Origin of the sequence: Janthinobacterium lividum, from assembly GCF_011601275.1 — a bacterium.
In the GTDB taxonomy this organism is placed as follows: domain Bacteria; phylum Pseudomonadota; class Gammaproteobacteria; order Burkholderiales; family Burkholderiaceae_D; genus Janthinobacterium; species Janthinobacterium lividum_E.
Genome location: NZ_JAAOLY010000008.1, coordinates 48527 through 66541, shown reverse-complemented (window position 1 = coordinate 66541; position 18015 = coordinate 48527). Strand labels below are relative to the sequence as shown.

Below are 18015 nucleotides of genomic sequence, written 5' to 3'. Positions count from 1 at the left end.
GGTCAAAATGCAGTGCAAAACTCGGAGCAGACACAATAAACTTTCGCTATTCCGATATCAAGCCTTTTATCTCCATGCCATTACGCCGCTATTCCTCGCTGATTCCCCTGCTGGCCATCCTCGGCTCCGTCACCTGCCTGGGACTGGGCACTTCATGGGCCAAGCACAGCCTGTTTCCGCTGGTGGGCGCACAAGGCACGACGGCCGTGCGCGTGGGTTTTTCCGCCTTGCTGTTGTTGCTGTTCTGGCGCCCGTGGCGCTGGCAGCTGAGCCGTGCCGACCTGCGCACCGTGGTCCTGTACGGCGGGGCGCTGGGCTTGACGAACCTGTGCTTCTATATGGCGCTGCGCACGATTCCCTTCGGCATCGCCGTGGCCATCGAGTTTTCCGGCCCGCTGGCCGTGGCGCTGCTGGCCTCGCGACGTGCGCTCGACTTCGTCTGGGTGGCGCTGGCCGTGGCGGGACTGGCGCTGCTGCTGCCGCTCGGCCACGACGTCAGCAAGCTCGATCCCACGGGCGTGCTGTTCGCCCTGAGCGCCGCCGCGTGCTGGGCTTCGTACATCGTCTTCGGCAAGCGCGCCAGCCATCTGCATGCGGGCCACTCCGTGTCGCTGGGCCTGGCCATGGCCGCGCTGGTGGTCGTGCCCGTCGGCGTGATGCACAGCGGCGCCGCCCTGCTCTCGCCCGTCGTGCTGGGCGTGGGCCTGGGCGTGGCCCTCATTTCCAGCGCCATCCCGATTTCGCTGGAAATGGTGGCCCTGAAGCGGCTGACGCCGCAAGCGTTCGGCATCATGAGCAGCATGGAACCGGCCGTGGCCGCCATGCTCGCGTACATCCTGCTCGACGAGCGCCTGGGCGCCGGACAATGGCTGGCGATTGCCATGATCATGGCCGCGTCGATGGGCAGTTCGTACATGGCGCAGCGCCAAAGACGCGCTGCGCCGGCGCTCAGGCCCGAATATAAATCGTGAAGCGGGCGCCGCCCAGCGGCGAGTCGTCGATGGCGATGGCGCCGCCGTGCAGCGCGACGGCCCTGGCGGCAATCGCCAGTCCCAGGCCGTGGCCGGCGGTCGCATGGTCCTGCTCGCGGGCCAGCCGATAGAACGGGGCGAATACCTGTTCGCGCTGGCCGGCGGGAATGCCGGGGCCATCATCCTCGATCACGATGCGCAGCGCATCGCCTTCGCGCACGGCCGACAGCGCGATGCGCGCGACGGCATATTTGGCCGCGTTGCCGAGCAGGTTGCCAATGGCGCGCGCCAGCAGGCGGGGATCGCCGCGCAATTCGCCCAGGTCATCGGCGATGCCCGCGTCCACTTGCCGCGGCAGGAGGGCCGCCATGCAGTCGCGCAGCAAGGGCGCCACGGCAAACGGCTGGCGCGGCAAGGCTTGCGCGTGATCGAGCTGCATCAGGCCAAGCAATTCGTTGACCAGCGTTTTCAATTCCTCGACATCGGCGCCCATGGCGTCGATGCGTCGTCGCAGGGCCGGGTCAAGTCCCGCATGCCGTTCGTCCAGCAGCGCCAGGCCGAATTCCAGCCGCGCGATCGGCGTGCGCAATTCGTGCGACACCGACAGCAGCAAATGCCGGCGCGCTTCCAGCAGGGAGCCGATGCGCTCGGCCATCTCGTTGATGCGGCCAGCCAGCGGCGCGATGCTCGACGCGGGCTTGACCTGCGCCCGCGCCGCCAGGTCGCCCTGTCCGAAATCGTCGGCCATGCGCGACAGCGCGGCCAGGCTGCGCCCGTGCGCGCGCGTCCACCAGCCCAGCGGCAGCAGCAGGCATAGCGCGATGACGGCAAAGCGGATCGCCTCCATGCGCAGGGCCTGGCCGACGTCGATGGGCAGGTTTTGCGCGTGGAGCACATCGTCCTCGCTGCCGGCATAGCGCGCGCCCGTGGCGTCCACGCGGCGATAGAAAGCCTTGCCGCCCACGTCCATCACGACGGCGCCCCGCAGCAGCTGCGCGCGCGCCTCGGTCGGCAGCGCCGGCAGCACGGTGGACAGGGGCTGCAATTCCAGCGCGACGTCCGACACTTCGCGCACCTTGTTCAGGCGCGGCAGCCATTCATCGGCGGGCGCCTGGTCGATGTACTGCTCCAGCAGGAAGATCTGGCCGGCGGCCTGGTCGCGCGCGATGTGCTCGAGCGGATCGCCAAACAGGCGGCTGAAGGTGAAGTAGATGACGCAGCTGGCCAGCGCGATGGCCAGCACCACCAGCAGCGCGAAACGCCAGAAAAGACGGTTCATTCCCAGGCGGAGGGCGTGAGCAGATAGCCTTCGCCCCACACCGTCTTGATGCGTTCCGCGCCGCCGTCGTCGAACTTGCGGCGCAAGCGCGAGATGCAGTTGTCGATGCTGCGGTCGAGGCCATCGAATTCGATGCCGCGCATGCGCACGAGGATGTCGTTGCGCGACATGACCTTGCCAGCGGCGTCGGCCAGGATGGCGAACAGCTTGAATTCGGCGCTGTTCATGGCGATCTCCTGCCCGCGCCAGTGCACGGCGCGGTTTTCGCGCGACACGCGCAACTGGCCGATGACGATGTCGCTGCCGCCCGCCGCGCTGCCGCGCCGCTGCAGCGCGCGCAGGCGGGCCAGCAGCACGCGGGGCTGGACCGGCTTGTTCACGTAATCGTCGGCGCCCTGCTCCAGGCCCGATACTTCGTCGAAGGTGTCTTCGCGCGCGGTGAGTATCAGGATGGGCACGGCACTAAGCTGGCGCAGCTGGCGACACACCACCAGGCCATCGACGCCGGGCAAGGTCAAGTCAAGTATGACCAGGTCGGGCTGGAGGTCGCGAAAGCGCGCCACGGCCTGGTCGCCACGCGTGACCACGTCGACCGCATAGTCGTATTCATCGAGGTATTCCTTGACCAGCGCGGCAAGCCGCGCATCGTCCTCCACCAGCATTACACGTTGCATCGCCCCTCCGCGCCGCCATTTTGTCGCGTATTGTAGTGGAGCGCGGCGCGCAAGTGGCATATTCGACAATCAGGTACACATTTGTACACTTTCTATACAAACGGGGCCTACAAATTAAGGACAATTCAAGGACAAACCTGGGCGGATTCCGGCACGAGGTTTGCCTAACATGGATAGCTCTTACCTCAACCGGAATCCGAACATGAAAAAAATTGTCTGCAGCACCCTGTTTGCCATCGCCGCCACGTCGATGGTCCATGCTGAAGGCCTGTACGTGGGCGCCAGCATCAGCCCGTCCAGCGATGGCAAGATCGAGCGTGCCGAGGGTGGCGCGACGGCGCGGCGCGGCCCCAGCAGCAAGGCGGTGCCCTTCGGCGTCTTTGCCGGCTACGAACTGACGCCGGCCTGGGCGATCGAAGGCGGCTATCGCGCCAGCGGCGGCGCGACCAGCTTCGACCTCGATCCCGGCTACCAGCTCAAGGTACGCAATAGTGCCGCCTATGTGGCGGCGCGCGGCACGTGGCGGCTGAACGACGACTGGTCGCTGTTCGGCAAGGCTGGCGTGGCGCGCAGCCATGCCGAATTCTCCATCGCCGGCAAGAACGCGCCGCCGGGCGAGTCGGCCAACAAGACCGGCTTGTACCTGAGCGTGGGAGCCGCCTACCAGATCGGCAAGGACGTGGCGCTGCAACTCGAATGGGAGCACGCCCCGAAAGTCAGATACGAAGGACTCAATAGCACGATGAACCGCCTGGCGCTCGGCGTGCGCTTCGGCTTTTAAAAGGATGGCATGAACAAGTTCGCTCCCCGTTTTTTCCCCTGTTTTTCTTCCCTGCTGTTGCTGCTGGCTGCCTGCTCCCCGGCGCTGGCCGAGGAAGCCAGCACCAGCGCCAGCGCGCTGATGATGCCCGACGGGAGCAGGGATATGTACGTGGGGGCGGCTGTCACCGGCAGCTCGGCGACGGACGATGGCGCGCCGCGCGGCGCCGTGCTGCGCCCGCTGCTGCAAGTCCAGTGGAGCAACGGCCTGTTCGTTTCGGCCAGCGGCGTGGCGGGCATGCACCTGTCGGCCACGCCGGGCGTGGAATACGGCCCGCTGCTGGCCGCCAGCAATGCGCGCGCTCCGGAAGACAGCCGGCGCCTGCGCGGCACGCGGCGGATCAAGGGCTCGCCCGACGTGGGCGGCTTCTACGGCTATTACCTGAGCGACCAGGCACGCGTCACGGCTAACCTGATGTACGACACGAGCGCGCACGGCTGGCGCGGCCAGCTCGGCCTGCAAAAGACCCTGCCCTCGCTGGCGGCCCATCACACGGTGACCTTGTCGGCCGGCGTGTCCCTGGCCAGCGGCGCCGTGATGGAAGAGCTGTACGCCGTCAGCGCGGCGGCCGGCGGCGCGCGCGACTACCGTCCGGCCGGCGGTGTCGCGTCCGTCGATATGGGCGTCAACTGGAACTGGGCCCTGAGCAGCAAGTGGCTGCTCAATAGCGCCGTGACGGGCACGCGGCTGGGCAACGGGCCGGCCCACAGTCCCTTCATCGAACGCCGTAACGTCATCACCTGGTCCAGCGGCCTCGGTTACCGGTTTTAAGCGCCATGCTCAGATCCCTGCTTCTCGCCCTGGCACTGCTGCCCGCGTTCGCCTGCGCGCAGGAAGCGGGCGACTGGATCGCCTACCGCGACGCCTACCGCCACATGATCTGGTTCGAAAAATACGGCAAGCCCAAGCAATTCCTGCAAAACCATCTGCGCCTGCGGCCGCGCGACGCCGGCGTGTCCACCGATGGCTTGCGCCTGACCTTGCATGGCAAGGGCGCGCAGCTGGCGCTGCCGCTCGATGCGCTGGGCCGCGCCGTCTTCCCGTTTTCCAGGGCCGCATATGACGACAACGCGGAGCTGGCCTGGAACCGCAAGCCGGGCCAGATCACGTCAATCGCCTGGGTCTCCATCGTCACGCGGCCCGATGGCGTGTATGCGGCGGCCGACTTGCGCGCCGCCTGCGAACAGCTGCTCGCCTACCTGCGCTCGACGGGGGGGGCGAACGGCAAGCGCTGCGCCGGCGTGCAGTTTTCGTATGCGAGGACGGAGGCGGCGCAAGTGCGCTACCAGGGCGGCGATGGCGCGCCGGTCCCGCTGGCGGCGCAGGAAGGCCCCGCGTTTCCCGGTGACGCCGTGGCCGGTTTCCGCGTCTTCGCCTACCGTTTCGGCGCGCATCCGGACGCGGGGCAAGTCCTCACCAGCGCCACGCCGCTGGCCATTGCCGCGCTGCTGGAATAAGCTCACCTCAGCCGCGCGGTGCGCCAGGCCAGCAGCGCGGCCAGCACGAGCAGCGCGGCGCTGGCCGTGAAGGTGGCGCGAAAGCCGTGGCCATCGAGCAGGATGCCGCCCACGGTGGAACCAAAGCCTATGCACAGCTGGACGACGGCCACCATCAGGCCGCCACCGGCTTCGGCGTCACCTGGCAAGGTCTGCGCCAGCCACGACCACCAGCCCGTGGGCGCGGCCGTCGACAGCAATCCCCACAAGCCCAGCAGCACGAAGACGGGCGTCAGCTCGGCGCCGAACGCCAGCAGGGCCAGCGCGATGACGGCCATCAGCAAGGGAATGGCGACGAGCGTACGGTACAGGCCACGCCGCAGCACGACGCCGATCAGCGCCGTGCCGATGAAACCTGCCACACCGATCGCCAGCAACAGCATCGACAAGGTGGGCACGCCGACGCGCGTGACGTTTTCCAGGAACGGCCGCACATAGGTAAACAGCACGAACTGCCCCATGAAGAACGCGCCGACGGCCAGCATGCCCAGCGCCACCTGGCGGCGTTTGAGCAGGCGCAGGAGCTGGCCGAAGCGGGCCGAACGCGGCGCCGCCGGCATCGATGGCAGGCTGCGCCACTGCCAGGCCAGCGCCAGCAGCGCGACGGGCGCCAGGCACAGGAAGGCGCCGCGCCAGCCGATACTGGCGCCCAGATAGCTGCCCAGCGGCGCGGCCACCACGGTCGCCAGCGCGTTGCCGCCGTTGAAGATGGCCAGCGCCCTGGGCACGCTGTGGCTGGGTACGAGGCGCATCGCCACGGCAACCGACATCGACCAGAATCCCACCACCACCACACCGATCAGCGCGCGTCCCGCCATGTACATCGCATAGCTGGTAGCCAGTCCCACCACCAGCGCGGACACGCACATCAGGCCCGTCAACAGCAGCAGCAAGGTCTTGCGGTTCATCGCCGCCGCCAGGGTAGCGATGGACAGGCTGGCCAGCACGGCAAAGGCGCCCGAGATGGCGATGCCATAGCCGGCCAGGCCTTCGCTGACGCGCAAGTCCGCCGCCATGGGCGTGAGCAGGCTGACGGGCATGAATTCGGAAGCGATCAGGGTGAACACGCACAGGGTCATGGCAAAAATGCCGCCCCATAACGCGGGCTGTGCGCCAGCCTGCCGCACCTGCACCTGTATCGGCATGCCTGTTTCTAGCGTCATATTGGTGCTCCTTTCAAAGTCAGGGCACCATCTTGACGCAGGCAAGCTCTTTTGATTAGCGGGTACAATCTTGATGTAGTTATGAGAAAAATTCAGTAATGAGCCAGACCAAAATCAACGATCTGCAAGCCTTCCTCGCCGTGGCGCGGGAACGCAGCTTTACCAAAGCGGCCGCCAGGCTGGGCATCACCGCGTCCGCGCTCAGCCATACCATCCGCACCCTGGAAGAACGGCTGGGCGTGCGCCTGCTGGCGCGCACCACGCGCAACGTGGCGCCCACCGACGCGGGCGAAAAGCTCATGCTGGCCATCGCGCCCCTGTTCGAGCAGATCGCCGCCGAGGTCGAGGCGCTGGGCGCGCTGCGCGACAAGCCCAGGGGCACCATCCGCGTCACCTGCACGGACGACCATATCGAATTGCTGCTGCGTCCCATGCTGGCCGGCTTCCTGCGCGACTATCCCGACATCACCCTGGAACTGGTGGTCGACTACGGCTTTACGAATGTGGTCGAGCAGCGCTTCGACGCGGGCATCCGCCTGGGTGAAGCGATCAGCAAGGACATGATCGCCGTGCGCATCGGCCCCGACTGGCGCCTGGCAGTGGTGGGCTCGCCCGCGTATTTCGCGCGCCATGGGGCGCCCGCGACGCCGCATGCGCTGACAGAATTCGCCTGCGTGAATATCCGCCACCGGCCCGCTGGCGCCATCTATGCCTGGGAATTCGAAAAGGATGGGCAAGCCTTTGCCGTCAAGGCCGAAGGCCAGCTGGTATTCAACAGCATCATGCACGTGCTCAATGCGGCGCTCGACGGCATCGGCCTGGCCTACGTGCCCGAGCCGCTGCTGGCGCCCTATCTGGCCGATGGCCGCCTGGTCGAAATCCTCGCCGACTGGTGCCCCACCTTCCAGGGCTACCACCTGTACTACCCCAACCGACGCCAGGCCACGCCCGCGTTTTCAGCCTTCGTGGAGGCGCTGCGCTACCGCGCCTGATTTCGCCACGCTCTTGCGCGCCAGCCAGGCCAGCGGCAGCAAGGCGAGCAATGCAGCCGCCACGCCGGCCCATGGCGACAAGGCCATCATGTGGCGCGAGACCATCAGCGCACCGAGCATGGAACCGAATGAAATGCCCAGGTTAAACGCGGAAATGTTCAGGCCCGAAGCGAAATCGACGGCTTGCGGCGTATAGCGCTCGGCCGTGGCCAGCATGCCGGCCTGCAGGGCGGGCGACAGGCCGAAGGCGAATACGCCCCAGACGAACAGCATCACCGTCATCATCCACTGCGAGCTGATGCTGAGCGCCACGCCCGCTTGCGTGACAGCCAGCAACAGCAGCATCACACGCAACGCCTTTTGCCAGCCCAGGTGGCTGGTCAGGTAGCCGCCCGCCAGGTTGCCGGCAAAGGTGGCGACGCCGAACACGATCAGCAAGGCGCTGGCCATGGTGGCGGAAAAACCCGTCACGTCCGTCAGGATGGGCGTAATAAACGTGAACGCGGCAAAGCTGCTGCCGAAACCGAATGTGGTCACGGCCATCATGGTGATAATGGGACCGCTGCCCAAGGCCGCCAGTTGCGTCATGGCCTTGCCGCCCTTGCCTTGCGCTAAACCGGCCGGCAGCCAGCGCGCCATCGCCGCCAGGCCCAGCGCGGCCAGCACGACGACGGCAAAGAAGGGCAAGCGCCAGCCCATCAGGTTGCCGAGGAAGCTGCCGAACGGCACGCCGATCACCATGGCCAGGGTCAAGCCCGCAAACATGACGGAAATCGCCCTGCCCGCCTGCGCCTTGTCCACCAGGCTGGCCGCCACGGTGGCGCCGATGGCAAAGAAGGTGCCGTGCGCCACGGCCGTGATGACCCGCCCCAGCAGCAACAATTCAAACGTACGGGAAAAGGCGGCCAGCAGGTTACCTGCCAGGAACACGCTCATCAGCCCCAGCAGGGCCGCCTTGCGCGGCAGGCGCGACATCAGCAGCACCAGCAGCGGCGTGCCGATGGCCAGCGCCAGCGCATACAGGCTGACCAGCGAGCCGGCCGATTCAATGGATATCCGCAAATCTTTCGCAATGGTGGGCAGGATGCCGACGACGATGAATTCGGTCACGCCGATGGCAAAGGCGCCGACGGCCAACGCCGGCACGCCGGGCGGCATCTTGCTGGATTGAGGGGAAACAGGGCTTGCGGTGTGCATGACATTCTCCGTCTGAGTTCAAGCTGGCCAGTGTATCGATACAGATGCTTTTGATATAGACTCTAATAATGGAAACACCTGTGAAATGGATTCAATAATGGCCAGGCAAGACATCAACCGCGCGTTCGAGATGGCCGTGTTTGTGGCCGTGGTGGAAACGGGCGCCTTTTCGGCCGCCGCGCGCCGCCTGGCTCTGACGCCATCGGCCGTCAGCAAGCTCGTCAACCGCCTGGAAACGCGACTGGGCGCACGTTTGCTTCAGCGCAGCACGCGCCAGTTGCACACGACGCCGGAGGGCGACGCCTTCTTCGTGCAGTGCAAGCGCATCCTCGACGATATCGATGGCGCCGAGCGCGAAGCGGCGCAGGGGGCGGCGCCGCGCGGGCGCTTGCGCATCAACTGTTTCGTGCCGTTCGGCGTGCGCCATCTGCTGCCCATCCTGCCCGAGTTCGCGCAGCGCTATCCCGACATCGTGCTCGACGTCGTCGTCAGCGACGCCATCATCGACTTGCTGGAAGACCGCACCGACATCGCCATCCGCACGGGCAAGCTGAAGGAATCGAACCTGGTGGCGCGCAAACTGGGCGAAGACGCGATGGTCGTCGTTGCGTCGCCCGGCTACGCGGCGCGGCACGGCTTGCCGCGCACGCCGCAGGAATTGTCCTCACATAATCTGCTGGCCTTCAATTTCCGCTGCCAGAACGAAACCTGGCCTTTCCTCGATGGCGCGGGCGGAACGTTGCAGGTGGCGCCGCAGGGCAATACCTGCGTCAGCGATGGCGAAAGCATGCGCCAGCTGGTGCTCGCTGGCATGGGACTGGGACGCTTTTCGCGCCAGCACGTGCTGCGCGATATCGAACGAGGTGATTTGATACCCGTGCTGCAGGATTACAATCCCGGCGACAGGGAACTCGTGCACGCCGTCTTCGTGGGACCGGGCCTGCAAGTGCCGGCCAGGGTACGCGTGATGCTCGATTACCTGCTGGAAAAGGTCAAACTGGGGTGAGCACGCATGGCGTCTTATAATCGGCTGTCTCGTTGAAACTCCACGGAGCCGCGCCATGCATGATGAATTGATCCACACCTTGCAAACCCGCTTCAGCCAGCACGGGCACCGCCATCAGGGGTGGACGTGGGACAAGGTGCTGGCGCGGTTGAACGCCGCTCCCGCCAGCCTGGCGATATTGCAGAAAATGGAACAGACGGGCGGCGAACCGGACGTCATCGGGCACGCTGACGACACGGGCGCCGTCACGTTTTGCGATTGCTCAGCAGAAAGCCCGCTCGGCCGGCGCAGCCTGTGTTTCGATGCCGCGGCGCTGGCCGCGCGCAAGGCCAACAAGCCGGCCGGCAGCGCCATGGCCATGGCGCAAACGATGGGTATCGCCTTGTTGACGGAAACGCAATATCGCCAGTTGCAGGAGCTGGAACCGTTCGATCGCAAAACCTCGAGCTGGATCGCGACGCCGGACAGCATCCGTGCGCTGGGCGGCGCACTGTTTTGCGACCGCCGCTATGAGCAGGTCTTCGTCTATCACAATAGCGCCGAATCGTATTATGCGAGCCGGGGTTTCCGTGGCTTGCTGCGCGTCTGACGGCTGTTGCGTCAGACTGCCTCTTCCAGGCGCAGCTGCCGGCCTTCATCGAGCATCAGCTCGAATTCGGCCGCCGGCACGGCCGGGCTGAACAGATAGCCTTGCAGCTGGTCGCAGCCGAGTTCCCGCAGGAAGCGCATCTGCTCGGCCGTTTCCACCCCTTCGGCGACGATTTCCTGGCGCAACTGCTGCGCCATGGTGACGATGGCGCGGGCGATGGCGCAATCGTTTTCCTCGAAGGGCAAGCCGATGACAAACGAGCGGTCGATCTTCAAGGTACTGATGGGGAATTTCTTCAGGTAGGCGAGGCTGGAATAGCCTGTGCCGAAGTCGTCCAGCGCCAGCGCCAGGCCCATGGCCACCAGCTGGTTCATGATGCCGATGACCTTGTCGGCGCCGCGCATCAACAGGCTTTCCGTGATCTCCAGCATGATCTGGTCGGGCCGCACGCCGTAGCGCTCGAGCACGGCCGCTATGCGCGCCGGCAACTGCTCATCGAACTGGCGCGCCGACAGGTTGACGGCGATAGCCGGCATGTGCAGGCCCCGGTCTTCCCAGCTGCGGATCTGGCGGCAGGCCTCGTCCAGCACCCAGGTGCCCAGTTCCAGAATCAGGCTGGTCTCCTCGGCAACGGGGATGAAGACGCCGGGCGAGACCATGCCGCGCATCGGATGCTTCCAGCGCAGCAAGGCTTCCGCGCCCACGATGCGCCCGCTGGCCAGGCTCACTTTCGGCTGGTAATGCAATTCCAGTTCCTTGTCGCCCAGCGCCAAACGCATTTCGCTTTCCAGGCGCAAATGTTCCTTGGCCCGGCGATTCATGTCTTCGCGGTAGAACAGGAAGGTCGATTCGATGGTCTGCCCCGCCTTGGACACGGCCACGTCGGCAAAGCGGAACAGGGCCGGCGCTTCCAGGCCGTCTTCCGGATACACGGTGATGCCGATGCTGGCGCCCACGTGCAAGGCGTGCGCATCGATATTGATCGGCGCCTCCAACAGGTTGAGCAGCTTTTGCGCCACATTCGCCGCGTGTTCGCGCTTTTCGATATGCAGCAGGGCCACGACGAACTTGCTGTTGTCGACGCGCGCCAGGATGTCCGCGTCGCGCAGGGCGCCACGAAACAGCTGGCCGATGGCGATCACCAGCTGGTCGCCCACTTCATGGCCCAAGGTGTCGCTGATGGAACCGATGCGGCTGATGTCGATGACCATCAGTGCGCCATGTGTGCCCTGCCGTTTCGCTTCGGCCAGGCCCTGGTCGACCAATTGATTGAGCAGGCAGCGGTTGGGCAAGCCCGTCAGGCTGTCGTAATTGGCCATGCGCTGCATGCGCGCTTCGGCATCCTTGTGCACGGAGATATCGGAAAACAGGGAAAACACGTGGCTGATTTCGCCAAATTCGTCGCGCACGACGCTGATGGTGACGTCTTGCGGAAACAGGTCACCATTCTTGCGCTTGCCGATGATTTCACCGCGCCAGGAGCCATGGCCGCGCATGGCGGCGCGCACCTTGGCGCGGAAATCGGGGTCGTGCACGCCCGAGCGCAGCAAGTCAGGCGTGCGGCCGATGGCTTCGGCCGGCGAATAGCCGGTGATGCGGCTGAACGAACTGTTGATCGAGACGATGCGCTCTTCCGCATCCGTGATCAGCACAGCCTGTTCGCTGTCTTCGATGATGCGCGCGTGCAACCGCACCTTGTCCACGTCGGACAGCGGCTCGCTCATGGCCGACAGGCGCACGGCCATGCCGCACGCTTTGCCCGCCTGGTCGTGGATCACGTGGCGGTGCATGCGCAGCCACGTCACCATGCCCGACTTCTTGCGCCGGCGCACATCCGTGGCCACGTCGCCCTGCATGAAATGCAGTTCCAGCACGCTCGCTTCCGCGTCGTCTTCCGGATACAAAAACAGGATGTGCTGGCCCAGCGCCTCGATTTCGGAATAGCCGAACATCTGTTCGGCGCCATGGTTCCAGCCGATCAAAAAGCCGTCGGGATCGATTTCCAGCAAGGCGTCGGGAGGCGCCACGCGCACCACGGGCCGGCTGGCGCCGCGCAGGCGTTCCAGCTCTTCCTCCAGCCGCGCCAGCGTGGCGGCCTGCTGCGGCCCCGCCTGTTCACGGGCATCCTGGGCCAGGCGCAGGCACAGCGCGACCTTTGCCTCAAGCATGGCAACCCCACGCTTGGGCCAGGTCAGGGGAAGGTATCGGGGGCGCTGCGGTGTGTGTAATCATCAAAATCCCACTGTGGGGCATGGAGGTCGGGCAAGAAATACAATTGCAATACTGCGAATATGGTAACTTAAAAATGTTGGCGTATGTCAACATTTTAAGGCCTACGCCGAATGGCCCGGCAGATGCTGCGCCAGGCGGGCAAACACATCCGGCTCGCGCATGCGCGCCATCCACCAGCGCAATGCCGCGCCATCTTCGCCTACGCGCCAGGCCAGGTAAAACGTTTCCGACGGTTTCGGCTCTTCCACGGCCTTTTCCACCAGCAAACCGCGCGCGATGGCGGCGCGAGCACACGGCCCCGGCAGGAAGCCAAAGCCCAGCCCCAGCACCTGATAATCGAACTTCACCTGCATGTTCGGCACGCTCAAGGCATCCTGGCCCAGCAGCAGCCCCACCGTGCGCGGCGCCATCTGGCGCGCCGAATCGGCCACCACCACGGCCCGGTGCCGCTGCAGGTGGCCGCGCGACAGGGGTCCCTGTATCTGGGCCAACGGGTGCGTAGGCGCCACGGTAAACACGAAGTCGAGCATGCCGATCGGCTGCGCGATATAACCGCCGCCCGCCGGCCCGTCGCCGGGCGCGCCCACCAGCAAGTCGGCGCGCCGGTCCAGCAGCGCTTCCCACGTGCCCGACAGGGTGTCTTGCGACAGACGCAGGCGCGTCTGCTGCGCCACGTCGTAAAAGGCGCGTACGTCGTCGGCCAGAGCGACGGCGGAAAACATGGAATCGATGCCGATGGACAATTCCGTTTCCCAGCCCGACGCCACCCTGCGCACGCGGTGCTCGAGGTCTTGCGCCGCCTTCAATAGATAGCGGCCCTCTTTCAGCAATTCCTGGCCGGCCGCCGTCAGCATGACTTTCGGGCCATTGCGCTGGAACACTTGCACGCCCAGGTCGTCTTCCAGTTTGGCCACCGTATAGGAAATGGTGGACGGGACTTTATGCAACTCCTTGCCGGCCGACGAGAACGATCCTCGGCGGTCGATGGCGTCAACGATTTGCAGGGCTTCCAGGCTCAGTCTTAACATTCGATTTTTTCGATCATAGGTCGCAAGATTTTCCGTTTTTCTTTCTCTGCTGGGGGGCCTATACTTTGTTCATCGTACAGCGAAGGGCAGACAAGGCGCTACGGCACTAGCCAGGCAACGGTCCTTCGAAATTATCGCACATTCACTTATAGAAACGGAGTCCATCATGTTACAGATTCGTCACAGCGAAGAACGCGGCGCCGCCAACCACGGCTGGCTCAATTCCCACCACAGCTTTTCCTTCGGCAGCTACCACGATGCCAATCACATGGGTTTTGGCCCGCTGCTGGTGATCAATGAAGACCGCGTCACGCCAGGCCAGGGTTTCGGCACGCACGGCCACCGCGACATGGAAATCATTTCGTATGTGCTCGACGGCGCGCTGGAACACAAGGACAGCATGGGTACGGGTTCCGTCCTGCACTACGGCGATGTACAGCGCATGAGCGCCGGCAGCGGCGTGCGCCACAGCGAGTTCAACCACTCGGCAACGGATGGCTTGCACTTCCTGCAGATCTGGATCCAGCCGAACGTGACGGGCATTGCCCCCAGCTATGAAGAGAAACACTTCACGCCGGACAGCAAACGGGGCAAGCTGCGCTTGATCGCCTCCTCCGACGGCCGCCAGGGTTCCGTGCTGATCCACCAGAATGCGGCCATCTACGCCAGCATCCTGCAGGAAGGCGAACAGGCAGAACATGCGCTCGACGAAGGCCGCCTCGCCTATGTGCACCTGATCCGCGGCAGCCTCGTCGTCAACGGCACGCCGTTGAAAGCGGGCGATGCGCTGAAACTGACGCAGGAAGCAGCCGTGACATTGACGCAAGCGGAAGATGCTGAAGTGCTTGTTTTCGACCTGCCAAAATAATTAACAGATAAATATACAGAAAGAGAAAATCATGGAAAACAGAAGCAACGTATTGCTCCCCCTCGGCCGTGCCGCCCTTGGCGTGCTGTTCTTTGTCTCGGGCTTGCTGAAAATCGGCGGCTTTGCGGGTGTAGCCGGCTACATGGCCAGCCAGGGCTTGCCGATCGCCAATATCTTGCTGGTGGGCGTGATCGTGCTGGAAGTGGGCGGCGGCCTGCTGCTGATCACGGGCTGGCAGGCGCGCTGGGCGGCGCTGGCCCTGGCGCTGTTCCTGATCCCGACGACCCTGATCTTCCACGCCTTCTGGAGCGCCGATGCGGCCCACTTCCAGGACCAGCTGACGAACTTCCTGAAGAACCTGTCCATCTTCGGCGGCATGCTCTTGCTGGTGGAGCGCGGCTTTCGCCAGGCCAAGTAAGACCAAGGCTGCCTGACCGGACGGGCCCGTCATCGACGCGGCCCGCCCGGCCGGCAGCTTGTCACCGTTTTGTCATCAGGCTGACATGGCGCTGTCACATTCGACAACTATCATGCGGTTGCCTTTAAATCACGCAACCACAGGACATCGCAGCCCATGAACAAGCCCAACGATCTGGCCATCAGCGCCACCGATCTGAACGACATTGACAGCAACGCGTCCCACGACAACCATTTCAACAGCATCCTGAACGCCCGCCTGAGCCGCCGCAACTGGCTGCGCGGCAGCGCCGTCACGGCCGCTACCGCCGTCATGGGTTCGATGGGCCTGTCCGCCTGCGGCGGCGGCAGCGATGCGGTCGCCGTCACGCCGACGCCGACGCCAACACCCGAAAAACTGCTGGCCTTCACGGCCGTGCCGAAAAGCCTGGCCGACGTCGTGTCGGTGCCGGCAGGCTACACAGCCACGGCCCTGTATGCGCTGGGCGACTCGCTGCGCGCGGCCACGCCAGCCTACAAGAATGACGGCAGCGATACCGATTTCGACAACCGCGCCGGCGACCACCACGACGGCATGGAATACTACGGCCTGTCCGCCGCCGGCGCACCGCTGGCGTCCGGCGCCGAACGGGGCTTGCTGGCGATGAACCACGAAGCGACCACGGACGAAAAACTGTCTTCGCACTTCCTGCACGTGAATGGCGGCACCACGACGCTGCCGCGCCCTGCGGCCGAAGTCGACAAGGAAGTGGCCGTCCACGGCCTGAGCGTGGTGGAAGTCAAGAAGACGGGCAGCGCCTGGGCCACCGTCAACGATTCCGCATTCAACCGCCGCGTCACGCCGCTGACGGACATCGAGATCGCCGGCCCCGTGCGCGGCAACGCCCTCGTCGTCACCAAGTATTCGCCGACCGGCACCAAGACGCGCGGCACCATCAACAATTGCGGCACGGGCAAATCGCCTTGGGGCAGCTACCTGTCCGGCGAAGAAAACTGGGCCGGCTACTTCACGCGCTCGTCCACCGACAATGCGGCGCGCGGCGACAAGTCCGTCGTGTCGCTGAACCGCTATGGCCGCAGCCAGGGCGGCGCCTCGCGCCACGGCTGGGAAACGGGCGGCAGCGATGACAAGTACGCGCGCTGGAACCTGAGCAAGATCGGCGCCTCGACCAACGGCAGCGATGACTACCGCAATGAACTGAACGGCATGGGCTACATCGTCGAAATGGATCCGTACGACAAGACCAAAGCCATCCGCAAGCGCACGGCGCTGGGCCGCTACGCGCACGAAAGCGCCGCCTTCAGCGTGCCGACCGTGGGCCAGCAACTGGCCGTCTACATGGGCGACGATTCGCGCAACGAATACATCTACAAGTTCGTCACGACGGCCGTCTGGGCCGCCGCCGATGCCAATCCGGCCGACCGTATCGCCACCGGCGACAAATACCTCGATTCGGGCAAGCTGTACGTGGCCAAGCTGGCCGCCGACGGCACGGGCCAGTGGATCGAGCTGGCCATGTCGAACGCGCTGATCCAGGCCTACAGCGCCTACAAGTTCGCCGACCTTGCCGACGTGCTGGTCAACGCCCGCCTGGCGGCCGACGCCGTGGGCGCCACAAAAATGGACCGTCCGGAATGGTGCTCGGTCAACCCGGCCAATGGCGAGATCTATTACACGCTGACCAATAACTCGAACCGCAACGTCAATCCGAGCGGCTCGTCGCAGCTGGCGCCGGACAGCGCCAACCCGCGCGCCTACACGGACATGAAGGGCAGCAGCGCGCAGAACGGCAATCCGAACGGCCACATCATCCGCTTCAAGGAAGGCACGGGCGCGGCCGCAGCCACCAGCTTTACGTGGGACGTCTACCTGTTTGGCGCCGAGAGCGGCGCCGACGCCAGCAAGATCAACCTGTCGAACCTGACGGCCGACCAGGATTTCTCGAGCCCTGACGGCCTGGCCTTCAGCCCGTACACGGGCATCTGCTGGATCCAGACGGACGATGGCGCGTACACGGATGTGACCAACTGCATGATGCTGGCCGCCATTCCCGGCAAGGTCGGCGACGGCGCCAAGTCCACGTTGAACTACGCGACGGCGGCCGGCGGCAACCTGGCCGTCGACACCTTCATCGGCAAGAAACCCACGGCCGACACGCTCAAGCGCTTCCTGGTGGGTCCGGTCGGCTCGGAAATCACGGGCATCAGCGAAACGCCCGATGGCAAGACCATGTTCATCAACATCCAGCATCCGGGCGAAAACACGGCGCTGGCAAATATCGGCGATCCGTCCAAATACACCAGCCAGTGGCCTGCCAACGCCGGTTATGGCGTCGGCAAGCGTCCCCGCTCGGCCACCATCGTGATCACCAAGAACGACGGCGGACGCATCGGCAGCTGATGTCGCGTGCCTGGCGGCGGCATCCGCCAGGCAAAGCCGGCAATTCACCTTGTAAAAGGAGGAAGTGCCCCTAAGTAAGGTTCATCACCAGACATTGCAACGACCGAATGGCAGCCAGGGAAAACGTTTCCCTGCTTTTTGGTATGATGGCAAGGCGCGCCGGCACCGGAGTGGTGTCGCGCGCCTTTTATTTTTGATAATTACTTATATGAGCACAACCATGCAAAGCGGCGCAGACATCCTGGCGACAGGCGAATTGGATTACACGACTTCCTGCGCACTGCCGACGCCGTGGGCCCAGTTCACCTTGCACGCCTTTGTCGAACACGCCACGGGCAAGGAACACCTGGCCATGGTGCTGGGCGATATCGGCAACGGCGAACCGGTGCTGGCGCGCGTGCATTCCGAGTGCCTGACGGGCGACGTGCTGTTTTCCCAGCGCTGCGACTGCGGCGCCCAGCTCGAGGGCGCCCTGAAACGCATCGCCGAAGAAGGCCGCGGCATCTTGCTGTACCTGCGCCAGGAAGGGCGTGGCATCGGCCTGATCAACAAGATTCGCGCCTACCGCCTGCAGGAAGCGGGCGCCGACACGGTGCAAGCGAATGAACAGCTGGGCTTCAAGGCCGACGCGCGCAACTACACCTTGTGCAAGCCGATGTTCGCGCAATTCGGCATCCACAGCCTGCGTTTGATGACGAACAACCCGCGCAAGATCGCGGCAATGGAAGCGCTGGGCATCACGGTGGCCGAACGGGTGCCGCTGCTGGTCAACCGCAACGCCTTCAACCAGCACTACCTGAATACCAAGCAAAGCAAGCTGGGTCACATGATGACGCCGGAAACGGCCCCGGCGCTGGAAGACGGCGCCCTGTAATTGCTGCC

General features: G+C 64.8%; 17 protein-coding genes. 11 read left to right on the top strand and 6 right to left on the bottom strand.

The genetic code is table 11. The features are described 5' to 3' along the window. The first annotated feature begins 74 nt into the window (after window positions 1-74). Window positions 75-971 carry an EamA family transporter gene (locus tag GYK42_RS13850; RefSeq protein WP_166447976.1) on the top strand — a complete coding sequence of 299 codons (897 nt, stop codon included), beginning with the start codon at window positions 75-77 and terminating at the stop codon, window positions 969-971. On the opposite strand, the gene GYK42_RS13845 is transcribed toward GYK42_RS13850, so the two are convergent. After that, window positions 949-2250 (bottom strand): ATP-binding protein, encoded by a 1302-nt coding sequence (locus GYK42_RS13845; protein ID WP_166447975.1) that lies wholly within the window; start codon window positions 2248-2250, stop codon window positions 949-951. The genes GYK42_RS13850 and GYK42_RS13845 overlap by 23 nt on opposite strands. Beyond that, the gene (locus GYK42_RS13840) at window positions 2247-2924 is read right to left on the bottom strand and encodes a response regulator transcription factor (protein WP_166447974.1); all 678 of its coding nucleotides are present in this window, start codon (window positions 2922-2924) and stop codon (window positions 2247-2249) included. The genes GYK42_RS13845 and GYK42_RS13840 overlap by 4 nt, the downstream gene beginning before the upstream one ends. Before the next feature lie 202 nt (window positions 2925-3126). Between GYK42_RS13840 and GYK42_RS13835 the strand changes: the two genes are divergently transcribed. From GYK42_RS13835 to GYK42_RS13825, 3 genes are read left to right on the top strand one after another with little or no spacing between them, the layout of a single operon-like run. Then, on the top strand, window positions 3127-3705 hold the full coding sequence (locus GYK42_RS13835) for a porin family protein (protein WP_166447973.1): 579 nt from the start codon (window positions 3127-3129) through the stop codon (window positions 3703-3705). A 9-nt stretch (window positions 3706-3714) separates the two neighbouring features. Beyond that, window positions 3715-4515 (top strand): MipA/OmpV family protein, encoded by an 801-nt coding sequence (locus GYK42_RS13830; RefSeq protein WP_166447972.1) that lies wholly within the window; start codon window positions 3715-3717, stop codon window positions 4513-4515. Between the two features lie 5 nt (window positions 4516-4520). Further along, window positions 4521-5201 (top strand): hypothetical protein, encoded by a 681-nt coding sequence (locus GYK42_RS13825; RefSeq protein WP_166447971.1) that lies wholly within the window; start codon window positions 4521-4523, stop codon window positions 5199-5201. 2 nt (window positions 5202-5203) lie between these two features. On the opposite strand, the gene GYK42_RS13820 is transcribed toward GYK42_RS13825, so the two are convergent. Beyond that, window positions 5204-6319 carry an MFS transporter gene (locus GYK42_RS13820; RefSeq protein ID WP_166448109.1) on the bottom strand — a complete coding sequence of 372 codons (1116 nt, stop codon included), beginning with the start codon at window positions 6317-6319 and terminating at the stop codon, window positions 5204-5206. 182 nt (window positions 6320-6501) lie between these two features. Between GYK42_RS13820 and GYK42_RS13815 the strand changes: the two genes are divergently transcribed. Beyond that, window positions 6502-7395 (top strand): LysR family transcriptional regulator, encoded by an 894-nt coding sequence (locus GYK42_RS13815; RefSeq protein ID WP_166447970.1) that lies wholly within the window; start codon window positions 6502-6504, stop codon window positions 7393-7395. Here GYK42_RS13815 and GYK42_RS13810 read toward each other — a convergent pair. Further along, entirely contained in the window at window positions 7360-8592 is a 1233-nt protein-coding gene (locus tag GYK42_RS13810; RefSeq protein WP_205711396.1) for an MFS transporter, read from the bottom strand. The two genes, GYK42_RS13815 and GYK42_RS13810, sit on opposite strands and share 36 nt — an antisense overlap. A 97-nt stretch (window positions 8593-8689) precedes the next feature. On the opposite strand from GYK42_RS13810, the gene GYK42_RS13805 reads away from it, so the two are divergent. Both GYK42_RS13805 and GYK42_RS13800 read left to right on the top strand, forming a co-directional pair. Beyond that, complete coding sequence (locus GYK42_RS13805; protein ID WP_166447969.1) at window positions 8690-9598, top strand: LysR family transcriptional regulator; 909 nt, start codon at window positions 8690-8692, stop codon at window positions 9596-9598. Between the two features lie 55 nt (window positions 9599-9653). Then, window positions 9654-10187 carry a DUF4256 domain-containing protein gene (locus tag GYK42_RS13800; protein WP_166447968.1) on the top strand — a complete coding sequence of 178 codons (534 nt, stop codon included), beginning with the start codon at window positions 9654-9656 and terminating at the stop codon, window positions 10185-10187. 11 nt (window positions 10188-10198) lie between these two features. On the opposite strand, the gene GYK42_RS13795 is transcribed toward GYK42_RS13800, so the two are convergent. Next, window positions 10199-12355 carry a putative bifunctional diguanylate cyclase/phosphodiesterase gene (locus GYK42_RS13795; protein ID WP_166447967.1) on the bottom strand — a complete coding sequence of 719 codons (2157 nt, stop codon included), beginning with the start codon at window positions 12353-12355 and terminating at the stop codon, window positions 10199-10201. 165 nt (window positions 12356-12520) lie between these two features. Beyond that, complete coding sequence (locus tag GYK42_RS13790; RefSeq protein ID WP_166447966.1) at window positions 12521-13447, bottom strand: LysR family transcriptional regulator; 927 nt, start codon at window positions 13445-13447, stop codon at window positions 12521-12523. 166 nt (window positions 13448-13613) lie between these two features. On the opposite strand from GYK42_RS13790, the gene GYK42_RS13785 reads away from it, so the two are divergent. The 4 genes from GYK42_RS13785 (at window position 13614) to ribA (ending at window position 18007) form a co-directional block, all read left to right on the top strand. Further along, the gene (locus GYK42_RS13785; protein WP_166447965.1) at window positions 13614-14315 is read left to right on the top strand and encodes a pirin family protein; all 702 of its coding nucleotides are present in this window, start codon (window positions 13614-13616) and stop codon (window positions 14313-14315) included. A gap of 31 nt (window positions 14316-14346) precedes the next feature. After that, on the top strand, window positions 14347-14733 hold the full coding sequence (locus GYK42_RS13780) for a DoxX family protein (protein ID WP_166447964.1): 387 nt from the start codon (window positions 14347-14349) through the stop codon (window positions 14731-14733). 156 nt (window positions 14734-14889) lie between these two features. Further along, the gene (locus GYK42_RS13775) at window positions 14890-17133 is read left to right on the top strand and encodes a PhoX family protein (protein WP_166447963.1); all 2244 of its coding nucleotides are present in this window, start codon (window positions 14890-14892) and stop codon (window positions 17131-17133) included. A gap of 220 nt (window positions 17134-17353) precedes the next feature. After that, on the top strand, window positions 17354-18007 hold the full coding sequence (ribA, locus tag GYK42_RS13770; protein WP_034749940.1) for a GTP cyclohydrolase II: 654 nt from the start codon (window positions 17354-17356) through the stop codon (window positions 18005-18007). The last annotated feature ends 8 nt before the right edge of the window (window positions 18008-18015 follow it).